The sequence below is a fragment of the Pseudomonas sp. GW823-FHT06B06 genome (assembly GCF_058795195.1).
The window spans coordinates 122198-137476 of the sequence record NZ_JBXAHO010000006.1; the positions used below are offsets into that span (position 1 = coordinate 122198).

General features: G+C 61.3%; 13 protein-coding genes. 4 read left to right on the forward strand and 9 right to left on the reverse strand.

Features of this window, described 5'->3' with window-relative positions; translation table 11 throughout:
- Positions 1-11: 11 nt before the first annotated feature.
- From AC1Q8Q_RS07495 to AC1Q8Q_RS07510, 4 genes are all read right to left on the reverse strand, one after another.
- Positions 12-503, reverse strand: a complete 492-nt coding sequence (locus AC1Q8Q_RS07495; RefSeq protein WP_020795780.1) for a glycine zipper domain-containing protein — start codon at positions 501-503, stop codon at positions 12-14.
- A 233-nt stretch (positions 504-736) separates the two neighbouring features.
- Positions 737-3085, reverse strand: coding sequence for an FdhF/YdeP family oxidoreductase (locus tag AC1Q8Q_RS07500; protein ID WP_492614940.1), 2349 nt, complete (start codon positions 3083-3085; stop codon positions 737-739).
- Positions 3082-3921: a formate dehydrogenase accessory sulfurtransferase FdhD gene (fdhD, locus tag AC1Q8Q_RS07505; protein WP_033044278.1), complete on the reverse strand. Its 840-nt coding sequence runs from the start codon at positions 3919-3921 to the stop codon at positions 3082-3084. Before fdhD ends, AC1Q8Q_RS07500 begins: the two co-directional genes overlap by 4 nt.
- A 92-nt stretch (positions 3922-4013) precedes the next feature.
- Positions 4014-4901, reverse strand: coding sequence for a LysR family transcriptional regulator (locus AC1Q8Q_RS07510; protein WP_033044281.1), 888 nt, complete (start codon positions 4899-4901; stop codon positions 4014-4016).
- A 129-nt stretch (positions 4902-5030) separates the two neighbouring features.
- On the opposite strand from AC1Q8Q_RS07510, the gene lysM reads away from it, so the two are divergent.
- Positions 5031-5480 (forward strand): peptidoglycan-binding protein LysM, encoded by a 450-nt coding sequence (lysM, locus tag AC1Q8Q_RS07515; RefSeq protein ID WP_020795775.1) that lies wholly within the window; start codon positions 5031-5033, stop codon positions 5478-5480.
- Between the two features lie 100 nt (positions 5481-5580).
- Here the strand turns inward: lysM and yrfG are convergent, their stop codons facing one another.
- Positions 5581-6243, reverse strand: a complete 663-nt coding sequence (gene yrfG / locus AC1Q8Q_RS07520; protein WP_492614941.1) for a GMP/IMP nucleotidase — start codon at positions 6241-6243, stop codon at positions 5581-5583.
- A 90-nt stretch (positions 6244-6333) separates the two neighbouring features.
- On the opposite strand from yrfG, the gene nudE reads away from it, so the two are divergent.
- Positions 6334-6900, forward strand: a complete 567-nt coding sequence (gene nudE, locus AC1Q8Q_RS07525) for an ADP compounds hydrolase NudE (RefSeq protein ID WP_020795773.1) — start codon at positions 6334-6336, stop codon at positions 6898-6900.
- Positions 6897-7724, forward strand: coding sequence for a 3'(2'),5'-bisphosphate nucleotidase CysQ (gene cysQ / locus AC1Q8Q_RS07530; RefSeq protein WP_020795772.1), 828 nt, complete (start codon positions 6897-6899; stop codon positions 7722-7724). The genes nudE and cysQ overlap by 4 nt, the downstream gene beginning before the upstream one ends.
- An 84-nt stretch (positions 7725-7808) precedes the next feature.
- Here cysQ and AC1Q8Q_RS07535 read toward each other — a convergent pair whose 3' ends face one another.
- From AC1Q8Q_RS07535 to rfbC, 4 genes are all read right to left on the reverse strand, one after another.
- Positions 7809-8264, reverse strand: coding sequence for a YiiD C-terminal domain-containing protein (locus AC1Q8Q_RS07535; RefSeq protein WP_020795771.1), 456 nt, complete (start codon positions 8262-8264; stop codon positions 7809-7811).
- 40 nt (positions 8265-8304) lie between these two features.
- Positions 8305-9699, reverse strand: a complete 1395-nt coding sequence (locus AC1Q8Q_RS07540; RefSeq protein WP_033040180.1) for a sigma-54-dependent transcriptional regulator — start codon at positions 9697-9699, stop codon at positions 8305-8307.
- Positions 9696-11504 (reverse strand): sensor histidine kinase, encoded by a 1809-nt coding sequence (locus tag AC1Q8Q_RS07545; protein ID WP_033040185.1) that lies wholly within the window; start codon positions 11502-11504, stop codon positions 9696-9698. Before AC1Q8Q_RS07545 ends, AC1Q8Q_RS07540 begins: the two co-directional genes overlap by 4 nt.
- A gap of 87 nt (positions 11505-11591) precedes the next feature.
- Positions 11592-12137 carry a dTDP-4-dehydrorhamnose 3,5-epimerase gene (gene rfbC / locus AC1Q8Q_RS07550; protein ID WP_020795768.1) on the reverse strand — a complete coding sequence of 182 codons (546 nt, stop codon included), beginning with the start codon at positions 12135-12137 and terminating at the stop codon, positions 11592-11594.
- 186 nt (positions 12138-12323) lie between these two features.
- On the opposite strand from rfbC, the gene AC1Q8Q_RS07555 reads away from it, so the two are divergent.
- Positions 12324-15236, forward strand: a complete 2913-nt coding sequence (locus tag AC1Q8Q_RS07555; protein WP_492614942.1) for an aminotransferase — start codon at positions 12324-12326, stop codon at positions 15234-15236.
- Positions 15237-15279: the final 43 nt, after the last annotated feature.

A 15279-nucleotide genomic window follows, 5' to 3' on the forward strand; every position in this document is an offset into this window, starting at 1 on the left:
CCCTTTCGGGATCAGTGACGATGGCGGTAGTACTTGTGATGCTTGCGATGGCCATAGGCATGACCGCGACCTGGGTGGCCGTCACGGTAGTAACGACGATCATCATGACCACGGTAGCGACGATCATCATCGTCGTCATCATCGGCCTTGTTGCCCATGTAGTTGCCCAGCGCGCCACCGGCGCCGCCGCCTGCTGCGGAGCCGATCAGGCTGCCCGTGGTGCCGCCCATGCTGCGACCGACCACGTTACCGCCTGCTGCGCCCAACGCACCGCCAATGGCCGCTTCGCCACGGCTGCGTTTGTCTGCGCCAACTGCGCTACCACCCGCGCCACCCAGGGCCGCGCCGATAGTGGAACCTGTACTGCCGCCAAGCGATTGGCCGACGACTGAGCCCAAAACCCCGCCCAATGCGCCGCCCACACCTGCTTCGGTGGTGCCGCCAGCGGAGGCCATGCCACTGACCAGGCCAAGGGACAACAAGAGAATCGAGGAGAACTTCATGGAGGAACCTCAAGGGGATGACGACGCGATCCTGAGGCCGTGTAAGGAGTGTGACAATCGAAATCCGACGAGTAACACGACTTCAGCACATTTCTATAAGTTACTGTTTTTTGGGCGGAACTTAATGGTTTTTCGCCGGTCTTTTATTACTTCGGATAGGCCGTTTTCATGAGAAAACGGCCTTTTTTGTGGGCGTTTGGAAATTGTTTTGCCGGCGATCTTTTGATTTTGCTTTAAGCAGACTTTGCCATGATCAATCCGGTCTCACTCGCCGCTTCCAGCCGGATCGCCACGAACTTGGATGTCGGTGTATGGCTGCCATCCCCGGTGCTTTCCAACGGCACCAGCGGGTTCACTTCCGGATAGTACGCCGCCGCTTGCCCCGCTGGAATATCAAATGACAGCAGCGTGAAGCCTTTCACCCGGCGCTCAAGTCCGTCATCCCAGATTGAAACGATATCGGCCTTCTGCCCCGGCTTGAAGCCCAGGCGAATGATGTCGGCTTCGTTGACAAACAGCACGTCACGCTGCCCCTTCACTCCGCGATAACGGTCATTGAGGCCATAGATCGTGGTGTTGTACTGATCGTGGGAGCGCATCGATTGCATGATCAGGTCCGGCAACACACCGGTAGCACGGGTGCGCTCATGCACCAGGTCCTTGGGCAACGCATTTGGGCGGAAATTGGCCCGGCCTGATGCAGTGTTCCACTTGCGCGCACCGGCGCTGTTGCCCAGGTAGAACCCGCCCGGGTTCTTGACTCTCTCGTTGAAGTCCTTGAAGCCGGGAATGGTATCGGCAATCAAGTCGCGGATGCGGCTGTAGTCTGCCACCAGCCAGTTCCAGTCCACTGGCTGGTTGCCCAGCGTGGCTGCCGCGATGCCTGCCAGGATCGCTGGCTCCGAACGCATCTGCTGCGAGAGCGGCTCCAGCTGGCCATTGGAGGCGTGGACCATGCTGAACGAGTCTTCGACGGTCACCGCTTGAGGACCTTGGGTTTGCCGGTCGATATCGGTCCGGCCCAGGCACGGCAGGATCAGGGCGTCTTTACCGTGAGTCAGGTGGCTGCGGTTGAGCTTGGTGCTGATCTGCACGGTCAGGTCGCAGTTACGCAGGGCCTGGAAGGTGCGCGAGCTGTCCGGAGTGGCTTGGGCGAAGTTGCCGCCCAGGCCGATGAAAACCTTGGCCCGACCTTCGGCCATGGCATGAATCGCCTCGACCACGTTGTGGCCGTTTTCGCGCGGCACCTTGAACTGGAAGCGTCGTTCAAGGGCATCGAGGAACGCCGTGGGTGGCCGTTCGTTGATGCCCATGGTCCGGTCGCCCTGCACGTTGCTGTGGCCACGCACCGGGCACAGGCCGGCGCCCGGCCGACCGATGTTGCCGCGCAGCAACATCAGGTTGGCGATTTCCTGGATGGTCGCTACCGAATGGCGATGCTGGGTGATCCCCATGGCCCAGCACATGATGACGTTCTTGCCCTTGGCGTACATGCGCGCCGCTTGCTCGATTTCCACCAGAGGCAGGCCGGATTGCTCGACGATCTGTTGCCATGGGGTGTCGTCGATGGCGGCCAGGTAGTCCAGGACATTGACACTGTGTTCATTGAGGAAGGCGTGATCGAACACCGCAGGCTCGCCCGCTTTCTGTGCGTCGCGCTCCCATTGCAGCAGGAATTTGGCCATGCCACGCATGATCGCCATGTCGCCGCCCAATGCCGGTCGGAAGAACGCGGTATTGGTCGGTTTGTCGCCGTTGGTAAGCATTTCAATCGCGTGTTGCGGGTGCTGGAAGCGTTCCAGGCCGCGCTCTTTAAGCGGGTTGATGCACACCACCTGGGCGCCGCGTTTCACGGCCTCTCGCAACGGTTCGAGCATCCGTGGATGGTTGGTGCCGGGGTTCTGGCCCCAGACGAAAATGGCATCGGCGTGTTCGAAATCGTCGAAGGTGACTGTGCCTTTGCCGACGCCGACACTTTGCGCCAATGCCACGCCGCTAGCCTCGTGGCACATGTTCGAACAGTCAGGGAAGTTGTTGGTGCCGTAGGCGCGCACGAACAGCTGGTACAAAAAGGCTGCTTCGTTACTGGCCCGGCCCGAGGTGTAGAACTCGGCCTGGTTCGGGCTCGACAAGCCGTTCAGATGCTTGGCGATCAGCGCAAAGGCGGCGTCCCAACTGATCGGCTTGTAGCGGTCGGTCTCTGCGTCATAGCTCATCGGCTCGGTCAGCCGACCCTGATACTCAAGCCAGTAGTCGCTTTGTTCGAGCAACGACGTGACGCTGTGCCTGGCGAAAAACTTGGCATCGACGCGGCGCTTGGTCGCTTCCCAGTTCACCGCCTTGGCGCCGTTCTCGCAGAACATCACCATGCCGCCTTCATTGGAATCGCCCCAGGCGCAACCGGGGCAGTCGAAGCCGCCGTTCTTGTTGGTCTTGAGCATCATGCGCAGGTTTTTCAGCGCGTTGTCGCTGGTCAACCAGGCCTGGGCGACACTGATCAGTGCGCCCCAGCCTCCGGCGGCGCCTTTGTATGGCTTGTATCGAGGAACGGGTGTCTGGTCGGCTTGACGGTGTTGACTCACGCTTGGTTCTCCAACGCTGGGCTGTAGACCCGCGGCGCATTCTTTTGTGGCAGATGAATGAGATTGAGGTTGTGGCGACGGGCCCATTGCACGGCGAGCCCGGTGGGCGACGATAGGCTGACCAGCGTCTGGATGCCGGCGCGCAAGACTTTCTGGATCAATTCGAGGCTGCATCGACTGGTGACAATCGCCAGTCCGCCAGCCGTCGAAATGTTTTGGCGGACCAAGCCGCCGATCAATTTATCCAGCGCGTTGTGCCGGCCGATATCTTCGCGACCCAGCAACAGTTGGCCTTGGTCGTTCATGAACACGGCCGCGTGCACCGCCCCGCAGTGTTGGCCAAGCGGCTGGAACGCGCCGATGCGCTGGCGCAGGCCCTCCAGCCATTCAGCCGGTGGCAGGGGCGCGCCGGGCAATACTTCGAGCTCGGGCAATGCCTGCTCCACCGCTTCAACACCGCAAAGGCCGCAACCGCTGGTACCGGCCAGCTGCCGACGCTGTTGCTTGAGGTTCCAGAACGCGCGATTGGCGATGGTCACCTGCGCGTACTGCGCTGAGCCCGAGCCGCTGAGTTGCAGGTCATAGATATCCGAGGCGTCCTGGATAATGCCGCTGCCCAGGCTGAAGCCGACGATGAAATCTTCAAGGTCGGTGGGCGTCACCAGCATCACCGCCTGGCTGATACCGTTAAAGGCAATCGCCAGCGCGACTTCCTCGGCCAGCGCGGTGCTGGCTGACTCCGTGTGCTCAAGGTTGCTGTAGCTGTAGGTGTGGCTGGCGGCGGGCGCAGGCGTTTCAAGGGCAGGCGCCGCGCAGGCTGGGCGCTTGGCGTTCATGGCATCACCGAGGGATTGATCAGCTTTAAGACTAGGCGCGGCAACTTGCCACGTCTAATCGCTATTACTGATCTGCCGATAGATGTCGTCGATCAAGCGCCGATCAATGATTGTTGATAAACCGCGAAACACGCTTCAGCCAAGGCCGAACGTGGCGCGCTGCGGCGCATGATCAGGCCCAGCCGGCCGAGGGTTTGGGCGTTTTCGATCGGTTGCAGGCGCAAATGCTCGGTCAGCCCTTCCAGTCCACCGTCCAACGGCATCACCGCGCAGCACAAGCCGCCATGCACAGCTTGTAACAGTTGATGCACGGCATCGGTTTGCAACAAAGGCTGTGGGTTGAGGCCGCGGCTGTGGAAGTTGTGGTCGATGGATTGGCGAAAGTGCATGCCGCTGGTGAGCATGCCCAGCGGCAACTCGATCAACGATTCCCAGCTCAGCGGTGCTTCGCCAAAGGTAAAGAAGCGCTGATCGTAGAGCAGGCCCATGCGGGTTTCACTGAAGGCGAAGGAGTCAAAGCGCTCGGCATCCAGGCGTTCGAGGTAGGACACGCCGAGGTCCAGGCGATTGTTCGCCAGTTGTTCGAGGATCTGTTCGGAGCTCAGTGCCGAGAGTTCAAAGCGCAGGTTCGGGTGTTCTGCGTGCAGGCGCTGCAGCAGCGGCAACGGATCGAAGCTCGACAGCGGCACCACGCCCAGGCGCAAGGTGCCGACCAGATTGCCGCGACAGGCCGCCGCCTCGGCGTACAAGCCGTCATAGGCGGCCAAGACGGTGCGCGCCCAAGCCAGCACCCTCTCGCCAGGTGCAGTAAAGCCTTCAAAGCGCTGGCCGCGATTGACCAGCGGCAGATCGAGTTCCTCCTCGAGGCTGCGCAGACGCATGGACAGGGTCGGCTGGGTAATATGGCAGCGTGCGGCGGCCTGGCCGAAATGGCGGGTTTCATCCAGAGCGATGAGGAATTTCAGCTGCTTGATGTCCATCTTCGCTCCAGGGTGCGGGAAGGGGTCGATTCTAGCGCAAGCGGCGTCATTGGTCGGTTTGGATTGGCAAACGGCTGCCGTGGTCTAGGCTTTTACGTCTGGAACCCGAAACCCAAGGAGAGCGAAACGATGAGCCTGTTCAGTTTTCTCAAAGAAGCCGGTGAAAAAATCCTCGACGCGTTGACGCCGGACAAGGCTGAAGCCAATAGCGAGGCATTGACCAAGCATGTGCAGAGTGCGTTGACGGGGATCGATACTTCCAAGATTCAGGTGAAGGTCGAGGGCGATAAGGTCATCGCCAGCGGCGAAGCGAAGACGCAGGAAGAGAAGGAAAAAATTCTCCTGACGCTGGGCAACGTGGCGGGTGTCAGCGGTGTTGAAGACCAGATCACCGTGACCGGTCCAGTGGTTGTGGCCGCGAAGTTTGTCGTGGTCGAGAAGGGCGACACCTTGAGCGCCATTTCCCTGCGCGTGTACGGCAATGCCAACCTGTACAACAAAATCTTCGAAGCCAACAAACCGATGCTCAAGGATGTGAACAAGATCTATCCGGGGCAATCGCTGCGGATTCCTGAATAATGTGAGGCCCTGTAGGAGCTGCCGAAGGCTGCGATCTTTTGACTTTGATCTTTAAAAACAAAATCAAAAGATTGCAGCCTGCGGCAGCTCCTACAGGAAATCAAAGGCCGGTTATCAAATCCCGATAGTCCTCGACCGCCGCAAATTCCGCCGTGTCCTTGGGCCCTTTGCGGCTATCCGGCTCTTTCACCGCCAATAAATGCGCCACGCCGAACTCCCGGGCACTGCGCAGGATCGGCAGTGTGTCGTCGATAAACAGGCTGCGCGCCGGGTCGAAGTCGATGTCGGCCTGCAAGGCATCCCAGAACTGCGGGTTTTCCTTGGGAAAACCGTAATCATGGGAGCTGATCAAACGCTCGAAATACGGCGCCAGCTCGATTTTTTCCAGCTTCAATGACAGCGAATCGCGATGCGCATTGGTGATCAGCACCACACGCTTGCCTGCACGCTTGATCGCCGCCAGGAAGATGTCGGCATCCGGGCGCAAGGCGATCAGATGAGCCGTTTCCAGTTTCAGCTCGCGCACGGGTAGTTTCAGTTCGGTACTCCAGAAATCCAGGCAGTACCACTGCAGCTGACCGGCATTGCGTTCAAATAACGGCTGCAGTTCCAGTTCGGCCATTGCCCGGCTCACCCCGTGCAGTTCGGCATAACGCTGGGGCAAGTGCTCCAGCCAGAAATGGTTGTCGAAGTGCAGGTCCAGCAGCGTGCCGTCCATGTCCAGCAGAACGGTATCGATGTCGTGCCAGGGCAGCAGGGACATAAAAACTTCTCCAACGGTAAAAAAAGGTATCCGGGGACAACAATCAGGATAGGCCGGGTATAGTAACCCGCTATCGCCCAGGAGCCGCTCATGCGCCAGAAACCCACCATCCTCGCCCGCGAGATTGTCGCCACCAGCCGTTTGTTCTGCGTCGAGGAGCTGAAGCTGCGTTTTTCCAATGGCGTGGAGCGCACCTATGAGCGATTGGTCGGCAAGGGCGCAGGCTATGGTGCCGTGATGATCGTGGCGATGCTCGATGCCGACCATGCCGTATTGGTCGAAGAGTACTGCGGCGGTACCGATGCATACGAATTATCCCTGCCTAAAGGCTTGATCGAGCCAGGCGAGGACGTTTTGGCGGCAGCCGAGCGCGAGCTCAAGGAAGAGGCAGGTTATGGGGCGCGACAGTTGGAACATCTGACCGAGCTGTCGTTGTCACCTGGTTACATGAGCCAGAAAATCCAGGTGGTGTTGGCCACTGACCTGTACGAAGAGCGCCTGGAAGGTGACGAGCCGGAGCCGATGGGCGTGGACAAGATCAACCTGCGCGAATTGTCGGCCCTGGCGCAGAACCCGAAGTTCACCGAAGGCCGTGCCTTGGCGGCGTTGTACCTGGCCCGTGACCTGCTGACCCAGCGCGGGGTGTTCCAGCCATGAATTTTCCCCATCCGTTGATGGCGCCGGTGGTCGAGCTGGCATTGAAGGCCGGCGAGGCGATCTTGCCGTTCTGGCGCGTCGGCACGGCCGTGACTGCCAAGACTGACGATTCACCCGTGACTGCCGCAGACATGGCTGCTCATCATCTGATTCTGGCCGGGCTGACGGCGCTTGATCCGAGTATTCCGGTGTTGTCCGAAGAAGACGCCAACATCCCGCAGAGTGTTCGCGCCAGTTGGCAGCGCTGGTGGTTGGTCGATCCGTTGGACGGGACCAAGGAATTCATCAGCGGCAGCGAAGAGTTCACCGTCAACATCGCGTTGATCGAGCAGGGGCGCGTGGTATTCGGCGTGGTGTCGATGCCGACTAACGGGCGTGTCTATGTCGGTGGTGCCGGTTTCGGCGCGTGGCGTTGCGATCAGGGGGGTACGCCCGTGGCGATTTCGGTGCGTGATGTACCGGGCCCCGGCCAATCGTTCACCGTGGTGGCCAGCCGTCGCCATTCCAGTCCACAGCAGGAACGCTTGCTGGCCGGATTGAGTGCCAGCCTGGGTGAACTGGAACTGGCCAGTATCGGCAGCTCCCTGAAATTCTGCCTGTTGGCCGAGGGGGCGGCGGATTGTTATCCGCGGCTGGCGCCGACTTCGCAGTGGGACACGGCGGCGGCGCAAGGCGTGCTGGAAGGGGCGGGTGGCGAGGTGCTGGATCTCAATGGCGCACCGTTCTGCTATCCGGCGCGGGAATCGCTGCTGAACGAATTTTTCCTCGCACTGCCGGCCAAGGCTGCATGGCGGGAGAAACTGTTGGCGCTGGCTCGAGATTAAAATCAAAAGATCGCAGCCTGCGGCAGCTCCTACGGGTATACACATAACCCCTGTAGGAGCTGCCGCAGGCTGCGATCTTTTGATTTACCGGTGCAACACGTATTGCCCGACAAACTTCACCGCATCCTCATCGCTACCCGCGTTCACCACCCGCGTGTGCAGGACCAGCCGCGCCCGTCCGTATCGCTGATACATCGCCAGGAATTTCTTCCACACCTGCGCACCCGGCGCCTGGCAAATGGCATGTGCATCCCCTGTCACCGGCAGCGGGTAGTGGATCTGCCCTTCCTGAATAACGATGTGTCCGTCGGTTATCCCTTCTTCTTTGAGGCGCAAATGCAGCCAGCCCCAACCGGCCAGTACCGCGCCACAATACAGGCTGCCGCCGAACATGGTGCTCTTGTGATTGACGTTAGCGTCCAGCGGCAAGTACAGGCGCAGTTGTTGATCGTGCCAGTCGAGCACCTTCAGGCCCATGTCCCGGGTGAGGGGAATGTCGTGATGGAGGACGGATTCCAGTTGACGACTGTCGCGGCTCATTCAGGGGCCTCTTGTTTGCAGTGGATAAGTGGGCGGCGGCTCAATCGAGGTCGTCGCTATGGGTGGCGGTGCCACTATCGGCGAAGCTCAGGCCGTGCTTGCGCAATTTGTCATGCAAGGTCTTGCGTGGAATGCCGAGCGCTTCGGCGACGCTGCGCACTGAACTGTGCGAGCGCGCCAGTTCGGCGGCAATCAGGGTTTTTTCGAAGTTTTCCACTTGCTCGCTCAACCCGCCGCTGACCATTTCTACCGTCGTGCCGACCGTGCCTTGCACCTCGTTGTTGTCCAGCGCCAGTTCCAGGCCCAGGGCGAAGCGTTCGGCAGCATTCTGCAGTTCGCGCACGTTGCCGGGCCAGGCGTGACGCAACAGCAGGGCGCGTTGTCCGGGTTGCAGTTCATGGGGCGGCAAGCCATGGCGGGCGCTGGCTTCATCGGCGAAATGCTGGAACAGCACCAGCGCGTCTTCACCGCGTTCGCGCAGCGGTGGAATGCGCAATGGCGCGACGTTCAGGCGATAGTACAAGTCGGCGCGGAATCGGCCCTGATCGGCGGCCTGGCGCAGGTCTTCCTTGGTGGCGGCGATGATGCGGATGTCCAGCGGGATCAGTTGATTGCCGCCCAGGCGTTCGACCACCCGCTCCTGCAGCAAGCGCAGCAATTTCACCTGGACGTCCAGGCTCATGCTTTCGATCTCATCGAGAAACAACGTGCCACCGTTGGCAAATTCGAACTTGCCGATGCGGCGTTTCTGCGCGCCCGTGAAAGCGCCGGGCTCATGCCCGAACAACTCGCTTTCGACCACCGACTCGGCCAGCGCTCCGGCGTTGATCGCCACGAACGGACCACTGCGCCGACTCGACAGGTCATGCAAGGCTCGTGCAACCACTTCTTTACCGGCCCCGGTCTCGCCGAGGATCAGCACGTCTGCCCGAGTTGCCGCCAAGGCGCCGATTTGCTCGCGCAGACGCAGCATCGAGGGCGACTGCCCGACCAGACGCGTGCTCAATTCATTGCGATCGCTCAGGGCCAGGCGCAGGCTGCGGTTGTCCAGCACCAGTCGGCGCAAGGCCAGGGCACGGCGCACGCTGTCGAGCAGCGCATCGCTGGCGAAGGGTTTTTCCAGAAAATCATAGGCACCGGCGCGCATGGCTTGCACCGCCAGCGGCACATCGCCGTGGCCGGTGATCAGCAGCACCGGCAGTTCCGGATCCTGGGCGTGGAGCTCGGTCAGCAGTTCGATGCCGTCCATGCCCGGCATGCGGATATCGCTGACGACCACGCCTGGCCAGTCGCGCTCCAGTTGTGCGGCCAGGCCCTTGGCTTCGGCCAGCGGCAGAATCTTCAGGCCGGCGAGGTCCAGGGTCTGGCTCAAGGCCTGGCGCAGGTGGGGATCGTCGTCGATCAACACGACCTGGATGCGGTTGTCGATGCTCATGCACTTCGGTCCTCGGACGGTTGCAGGCTCACACCCGGTGCGCCTGCACGTAGCTTCAGGGTAATCAGGGCGCCGCCCTCCTTGTGGTTGGCGAACGACAGTTCGCCGCCGAAGGCGCGCATCAGGGTTTCGCATATCGCCAGCCCCAATCCAAGCCCCTGGGTACGGGTCTTGGTGGTGTAGAAGGGCTCGCTGGCGCGGCCCAGGGCCTCCAGGCAGAAACCGGGGCCGTTGTCGCGAATGTACAGGTTGACGCCTTCGCCCGTGGATTGGGCACTCAGCCAGAGTTTACGCGGCGGACCTTTTTCCGTCAGGGCATCGAGGGCGTTGGCCAGCAGGTTGCCCAGCACTTGGCGCAGGCGGGTTTCTCCGGCCTCGACCCACAACGTGGCGGCGGGCAAGTCGCGGATCAGTTCGACTTCCATGCTGCGTCGACGCTTGGCCAACAAGGCCAGGGCATCGTCAAGCGCCGGCTGCAGGGCGACGCTTTCCGGAGCGTGGCGATCGCGCCGGGCAAAGGCGCGCAGGTGAGCGATGATCGACGCCATGCGCCCGGTCAGTTCGCTGATCAGCTTTAGGTTGCCACGGGCATCGTCGGTGCGCTCGTGGTCGAGCAACACTTCGGCGTTTTCCGCGTAGCTGCGGATGGCCGCCAGCGGTTGGTTGAGCTCGTGGCTGATGCTCGCCGACATCGTTCCCAGCGCCGAGAGCTTGCCGGCCTGCACCAGGTCATCCTGGGCGCGAACCAGTTCTTGCTGGGCCTGCTCGCGCTCCAGCACTTCCTGTTTGAGTCGGCGGTTGAGACCCTCAAGGTCGCTGGTACGTTCAGCCACCCGGCCTTCCAGTTCGCGCCGGGCCTTGGCTTCGAAGGCGATGCGTTCCAGGTAATGACGGCGGCGTTGCATCATCAGGCCGAGCAACAGCATCAACACCAGCAGCGTCGCGCCACCGATGGCGACTACCGTGCGCACCGGACGATCGATCAGGGTGCGCGGGGCGAGGATGCTGACGTTCCAGCCGGTTTCCGCGATCGGCTGAGTCTGGGTCAACCAGGCGTTGGGATTGAGCTTGAGCGGCTTGGGTTCGCGGGTGGGGTAGGGCTGGATCGCGGTGATGGCCTTGCGCTCTTCTTCGCTCAACTCACGGGTCGAACGAAAACGCCATTCCGGCCGCGAAGTGAGGATGACCACGCCGTTGTGATCGGTCAGCAGCAGTTGCTCCGGGGTTTTGCCCCATAGGCTTTCGGTGTGGTCGAGGTCGACCTTGACTACCAGCACGCCGATGATTTTTTCGCCCTCTCGCACGGCAGCGGCGAAGAAGTAGCCCCGTTTGGCGGACGTGGTTCCCAGCCCGAAAAATCGTCCGAGCCGCCCGGCCATGGCTTCGCTGAAGTACGGCCGGAAGGCAAAGTTGCGGCCGACGAAACTGTCGTGCTTGTCCCAGTTGGAGGCGGCCAGGGTCTTGCCCGTCGTGTCCATCAGGTACATGACTTCGGCGCCGGTCTGGGTGCTGATGTTCTTCAACAGGCGATTGGCGTTGCCCTGGGTGACACCATCGTCTGGCGCGCCAAGCACGGCGCGCAAGGCCGGCAGGTCGCCGAGGATCTGCGGCAGTACTTCATAACGGTGCAGGGTGCCCAGCAGGTTGGCGACGTAGAGATCGAGGGTCTGGCGATTCTGCCCAGCCAATTCGCTGCGGTAATAGCGCTCGGCCAGGTGCTCCAGCGGCCACAGTAAGGGTGCCAGGCACAGTGCGAGCAGGGCCAGGCTGCGCCAGCGGGGTCTGCGGGGAAGGGTTGGAGTCATGAGCATCGAGCGCCTGTGGGTACAGGTGCATTATGCCTAGGCTTGCCGACACAGTCTGCGCACCTTGCGGCCGGTGCGAGCGGTGTGTCAGTCGAAGACGTCGGCGTCCTTGAAAAATGCCGCGGCCTGGTCCCTGGCCGACAGTTGCGGCGCAGTATCGAGCGGCCAGTCGATGGCCAGGTCGGGGTCGTCCCAGCGAATGCTGCGTTCGGCCGATGGGTTGTAGTACTCAGTGGTTTTGTACAAAACCTCGGCGAACTCACTCAACACCAGGAAACCGTGGGCGAAACCCTTGGGAATCCACAGTTGGCGATTGTTCTGCGCAGAAAGACGCACGGCTACCCACTGGCCGAAATGTGGCGAGCTGCGCCGCACATCAACAGCCACATCAAGGATTTCCCCGGCACAGACCCGAACCAGTTTGTCCTGGGTATTCTCAAGTTGGTAATGCAGCCCGCGCAGCACGCCTTTTTGCGAGCGCGAATGGTTGTCCTGAATGAATTGAGTGCTCAGGCCAGTGGCTTCCTTGAAAACCTTCGCATTGAAACTTTCGTAGAAAAAACCACGATCGTCACCGAAAACCTTGGGCTCGATGATCAAAACACCGGGCAGGTCGGTGGTCACAACATTCATGGGTTTCTCCAACGATGGGCATTGATGGTCGCCATTCTTGCCCAGAGTGCCTGTAAGGGCGAGTGTCGTGTGCTTTTTTCTTCGAAGTTGACCGATCCAGCCGCTTGCCAGCCGGCTGAAGGGGGGTTGCGTATCGCCCCGAGCAGTGGCGATATAGGCGCCTAATAAAATTTCAGGGGTCGTTGTATGCCGCTCGCCACGTTGATTCATCGCGCCAGTTTGCCCAGTCCGCAAGTCTCTGCCGAGCAAGCGCTTGAGCTTTTGCAGGCGCATTACGGGTTCGACGGAACGTTGCAGGCCCTTGGCAGCCAGCAGGATCTGAACTTTCGCGTCGACAGTGCTCAAGGGCGTTTTGTCCTGAAAATATGCCGGGGAGACTATTCGGCGCTGGAGTTGCAAGCCCAGCATGCCGGGCTCAAGCACCTGGCTGAGCATCCGGATGTGCACGTACCGCGTGTGATCGCGGCGAAAAACGGGGCGGACCTGTTGTCCCTGGAGGTCGCTGGCCAAGCGGTGCATGTGCGTTTGCTGGACTACATCGAGGGACAGTCCCTGACGCACCTCGAGCATTTCAATCGAACGGTGGTCGCCGGTTTCGGGCGGCTGTGCGGTGAAATGGACCTGGCACTGGCGGATTTTGAACATCCGGGGCTGGTGCGAACCCTGCAATGGGACGCGCGTCACGCCCACGCATTGATCGCGCATTTGTTGCCGGTGATCAAGGATGAAGCCCAGCGCCGACTGATCGTTGAAGCGTCCGAGCAGGCCGAGCGCCATTTGTTGCCGCTGCAAGACAAGTTGCCGGTGCAAGCCATTCACATGGACATCACCGACGATAACGTGGTGTGGCAGCGCGATGCGCAACGCCATTGGCAACTGCAAGGTGTGATCGATTTCGGCGACTTGATCCGTACCTGGCGCATAACCGACCTGTCGGTGACCTGTGCAGCGTTGCTGCACCATGGTGAAGGTGATCCGTTCTGCATCTTGCCAGCGGTGCAGGCGTATCACGCGGTCAATCCGTTGCAGCATGAAGAGCTGCTGGCGCTGTGGCCGCTGATCGTCGCCCGCGCGGCGGTGTTGGTGCTCAGTGGTGAACAACAGGTGAGCATCGATCCGGGCAATACCTATAGCCGCGACAACCTGGTCCACGAATGGGAGATCTTCCGTGTGGCCACGTCGGTGCCATTGGCGCTGATGGAAGCGGCCATCCTGTCGGCTGTCGGGCAGAGCCTTCCGGGCATTGGCAGCGAAGGCTTCGCCCCGCTGCTGCCGAGCCTGGTGGGGCGTGAGTTTGCGTTGATCGACCTGGGCGTGCTCAGCCCGCATTTCGAGGCCGGTAACTGGGAGCAGGCAGGCATCGATCAACGCCTGTTGGATGAGGCCGCCGCTGTCCACGGCCTGGCGGCCAGTCGTTATGGGCAATACCGTTTGTCACGCACGCGCCCGGACACGGCCGGCGAGCCGGACACCTGCCCTCTGCACGTCGAATTGCGCGTACCCCATGGCACGACCGTCGAAGCGCCGTTCGCCGGGGTGGTGCACCAGCCGATGCCCGGGGTGCTGCAACTGGACGGTCCGCAACTGAGCGTGCGGCTGTGGGGTGTCACGCCATCGCTGCATAGCGGCGCGGCGCTGGTCAAGGGCCAGGTGCTGGGCTCGGTCAGCGGGCCGTTGATCGTGCAGCTGTGCCGAGGGGCTTCGTTCAGCGCGCCGTTGTTTTGCACACCTTCACGAGCCGCCGCATGGCAAGCGCTGTGCCCATCGCCCGCGATGCTTCTGGGGTTGGCTTGCGATGCGCAGGAGGAACTCGATTCACAGACCTTGCTGGCACGCCGCGGCGCCAGTTTCGCCCGCACGCAAAAATACTATTATGTCGACCCGCCGCGCATCGAACGCGGCTGGCGCAACCACCTGATCGACATGCAGGGCCGTTCTTACCTCGACATGCTCAACAACGTCGCGGTACTCGGCCACGGCCATCCGCGCATGGCGGCAGTCGCCAGCCGCCAGTGGTCGTTGCTCAACACCAACTCGCGGTTCAACTATGCCGCCGTGGCCGAGTTCTCCGAGCGCCTGCTGAAATTGGCGCCCGAGGGCATGGACCGGGTGTTCCTGGTCAACAGCGGCAGCGAGGCCAACGACCTGGCCATTCGCCTGGCATGGGCCTATAGCGGCGGGCGCGACATGCTCAGCGTGCTGGAGGCCTATCACGGCTGGACCGTAGGCGCGGATGCGGTATCGACTTCGATCGCCGACAACCCCAAGGCCTTGAGCAGCCGCCCGGACTGGGTGCACCCGGTGACCGCGCCGAACACCTATCGCGGTGAATTCCGCGGCCCTGACAGCGCGCCGGACTACGTGCGCAGCGTCGAACACAACTTGGCGAAAATCGCCGGGCAAAATCGTCAACTGGCCGGGTTCATTTGCGAACCGGTATACGGCAATGCCGGTGGCATCTCGCTGCCACCGGGTTATTTGCAGCAGGTTTACACAATGGTTCGTGCCCAGGGCGGCGTGTGCATCGCCGACGAAGTGCAAGTGGGTTATGGGCGCATGGGGCATTTCTTCTGGGGCTTTGAAGAGCAGGGCGTGGTCCCGGACATCATTACCATGGCCAAGGGCATGGGCAACGGCCAGCCACTGGGCGCGGTGATCACCCGCCGGGAAATCGCCGAAGCGCTGGAGGCCGAGGGGTATTTCTTTTCGTCCGCCGGTGGCAGCCCGGTCAGTTGCCAGATCGGCATTGCGGTGCTGGATGTGATGGAAGAGGAAAAACTCTGGGAAAACGCCCAGGTTGTTGGCGGGTACTTCAAGGAGCGGCTTGAAGCGCTGATCGATATTCATCCGTTGGTTGGCGCCGTGCACGGCTCCGGGTTCTATCTGGGGGTGGAATTGATCCGCAACCGTGAAACCCTGGAACCGGCCACCGAAGAAACCACCGCGCTGTGCGATCGCTTGCGAGAGCTGGGGATTTTCATGCAACCGACGGGCGATTACCTCAACGTGCTGAAGATCAAGCCGCCGATGGTCACTTCGCGCCAGAGCGTGGATTTCTTCGTGGACATGCTCTCGAAGGTGCTAAGCGAAGGACTGTAAGTATCACCGTTGATCCCCTGTAGGAGCTGCCGCAGGCTGCGAT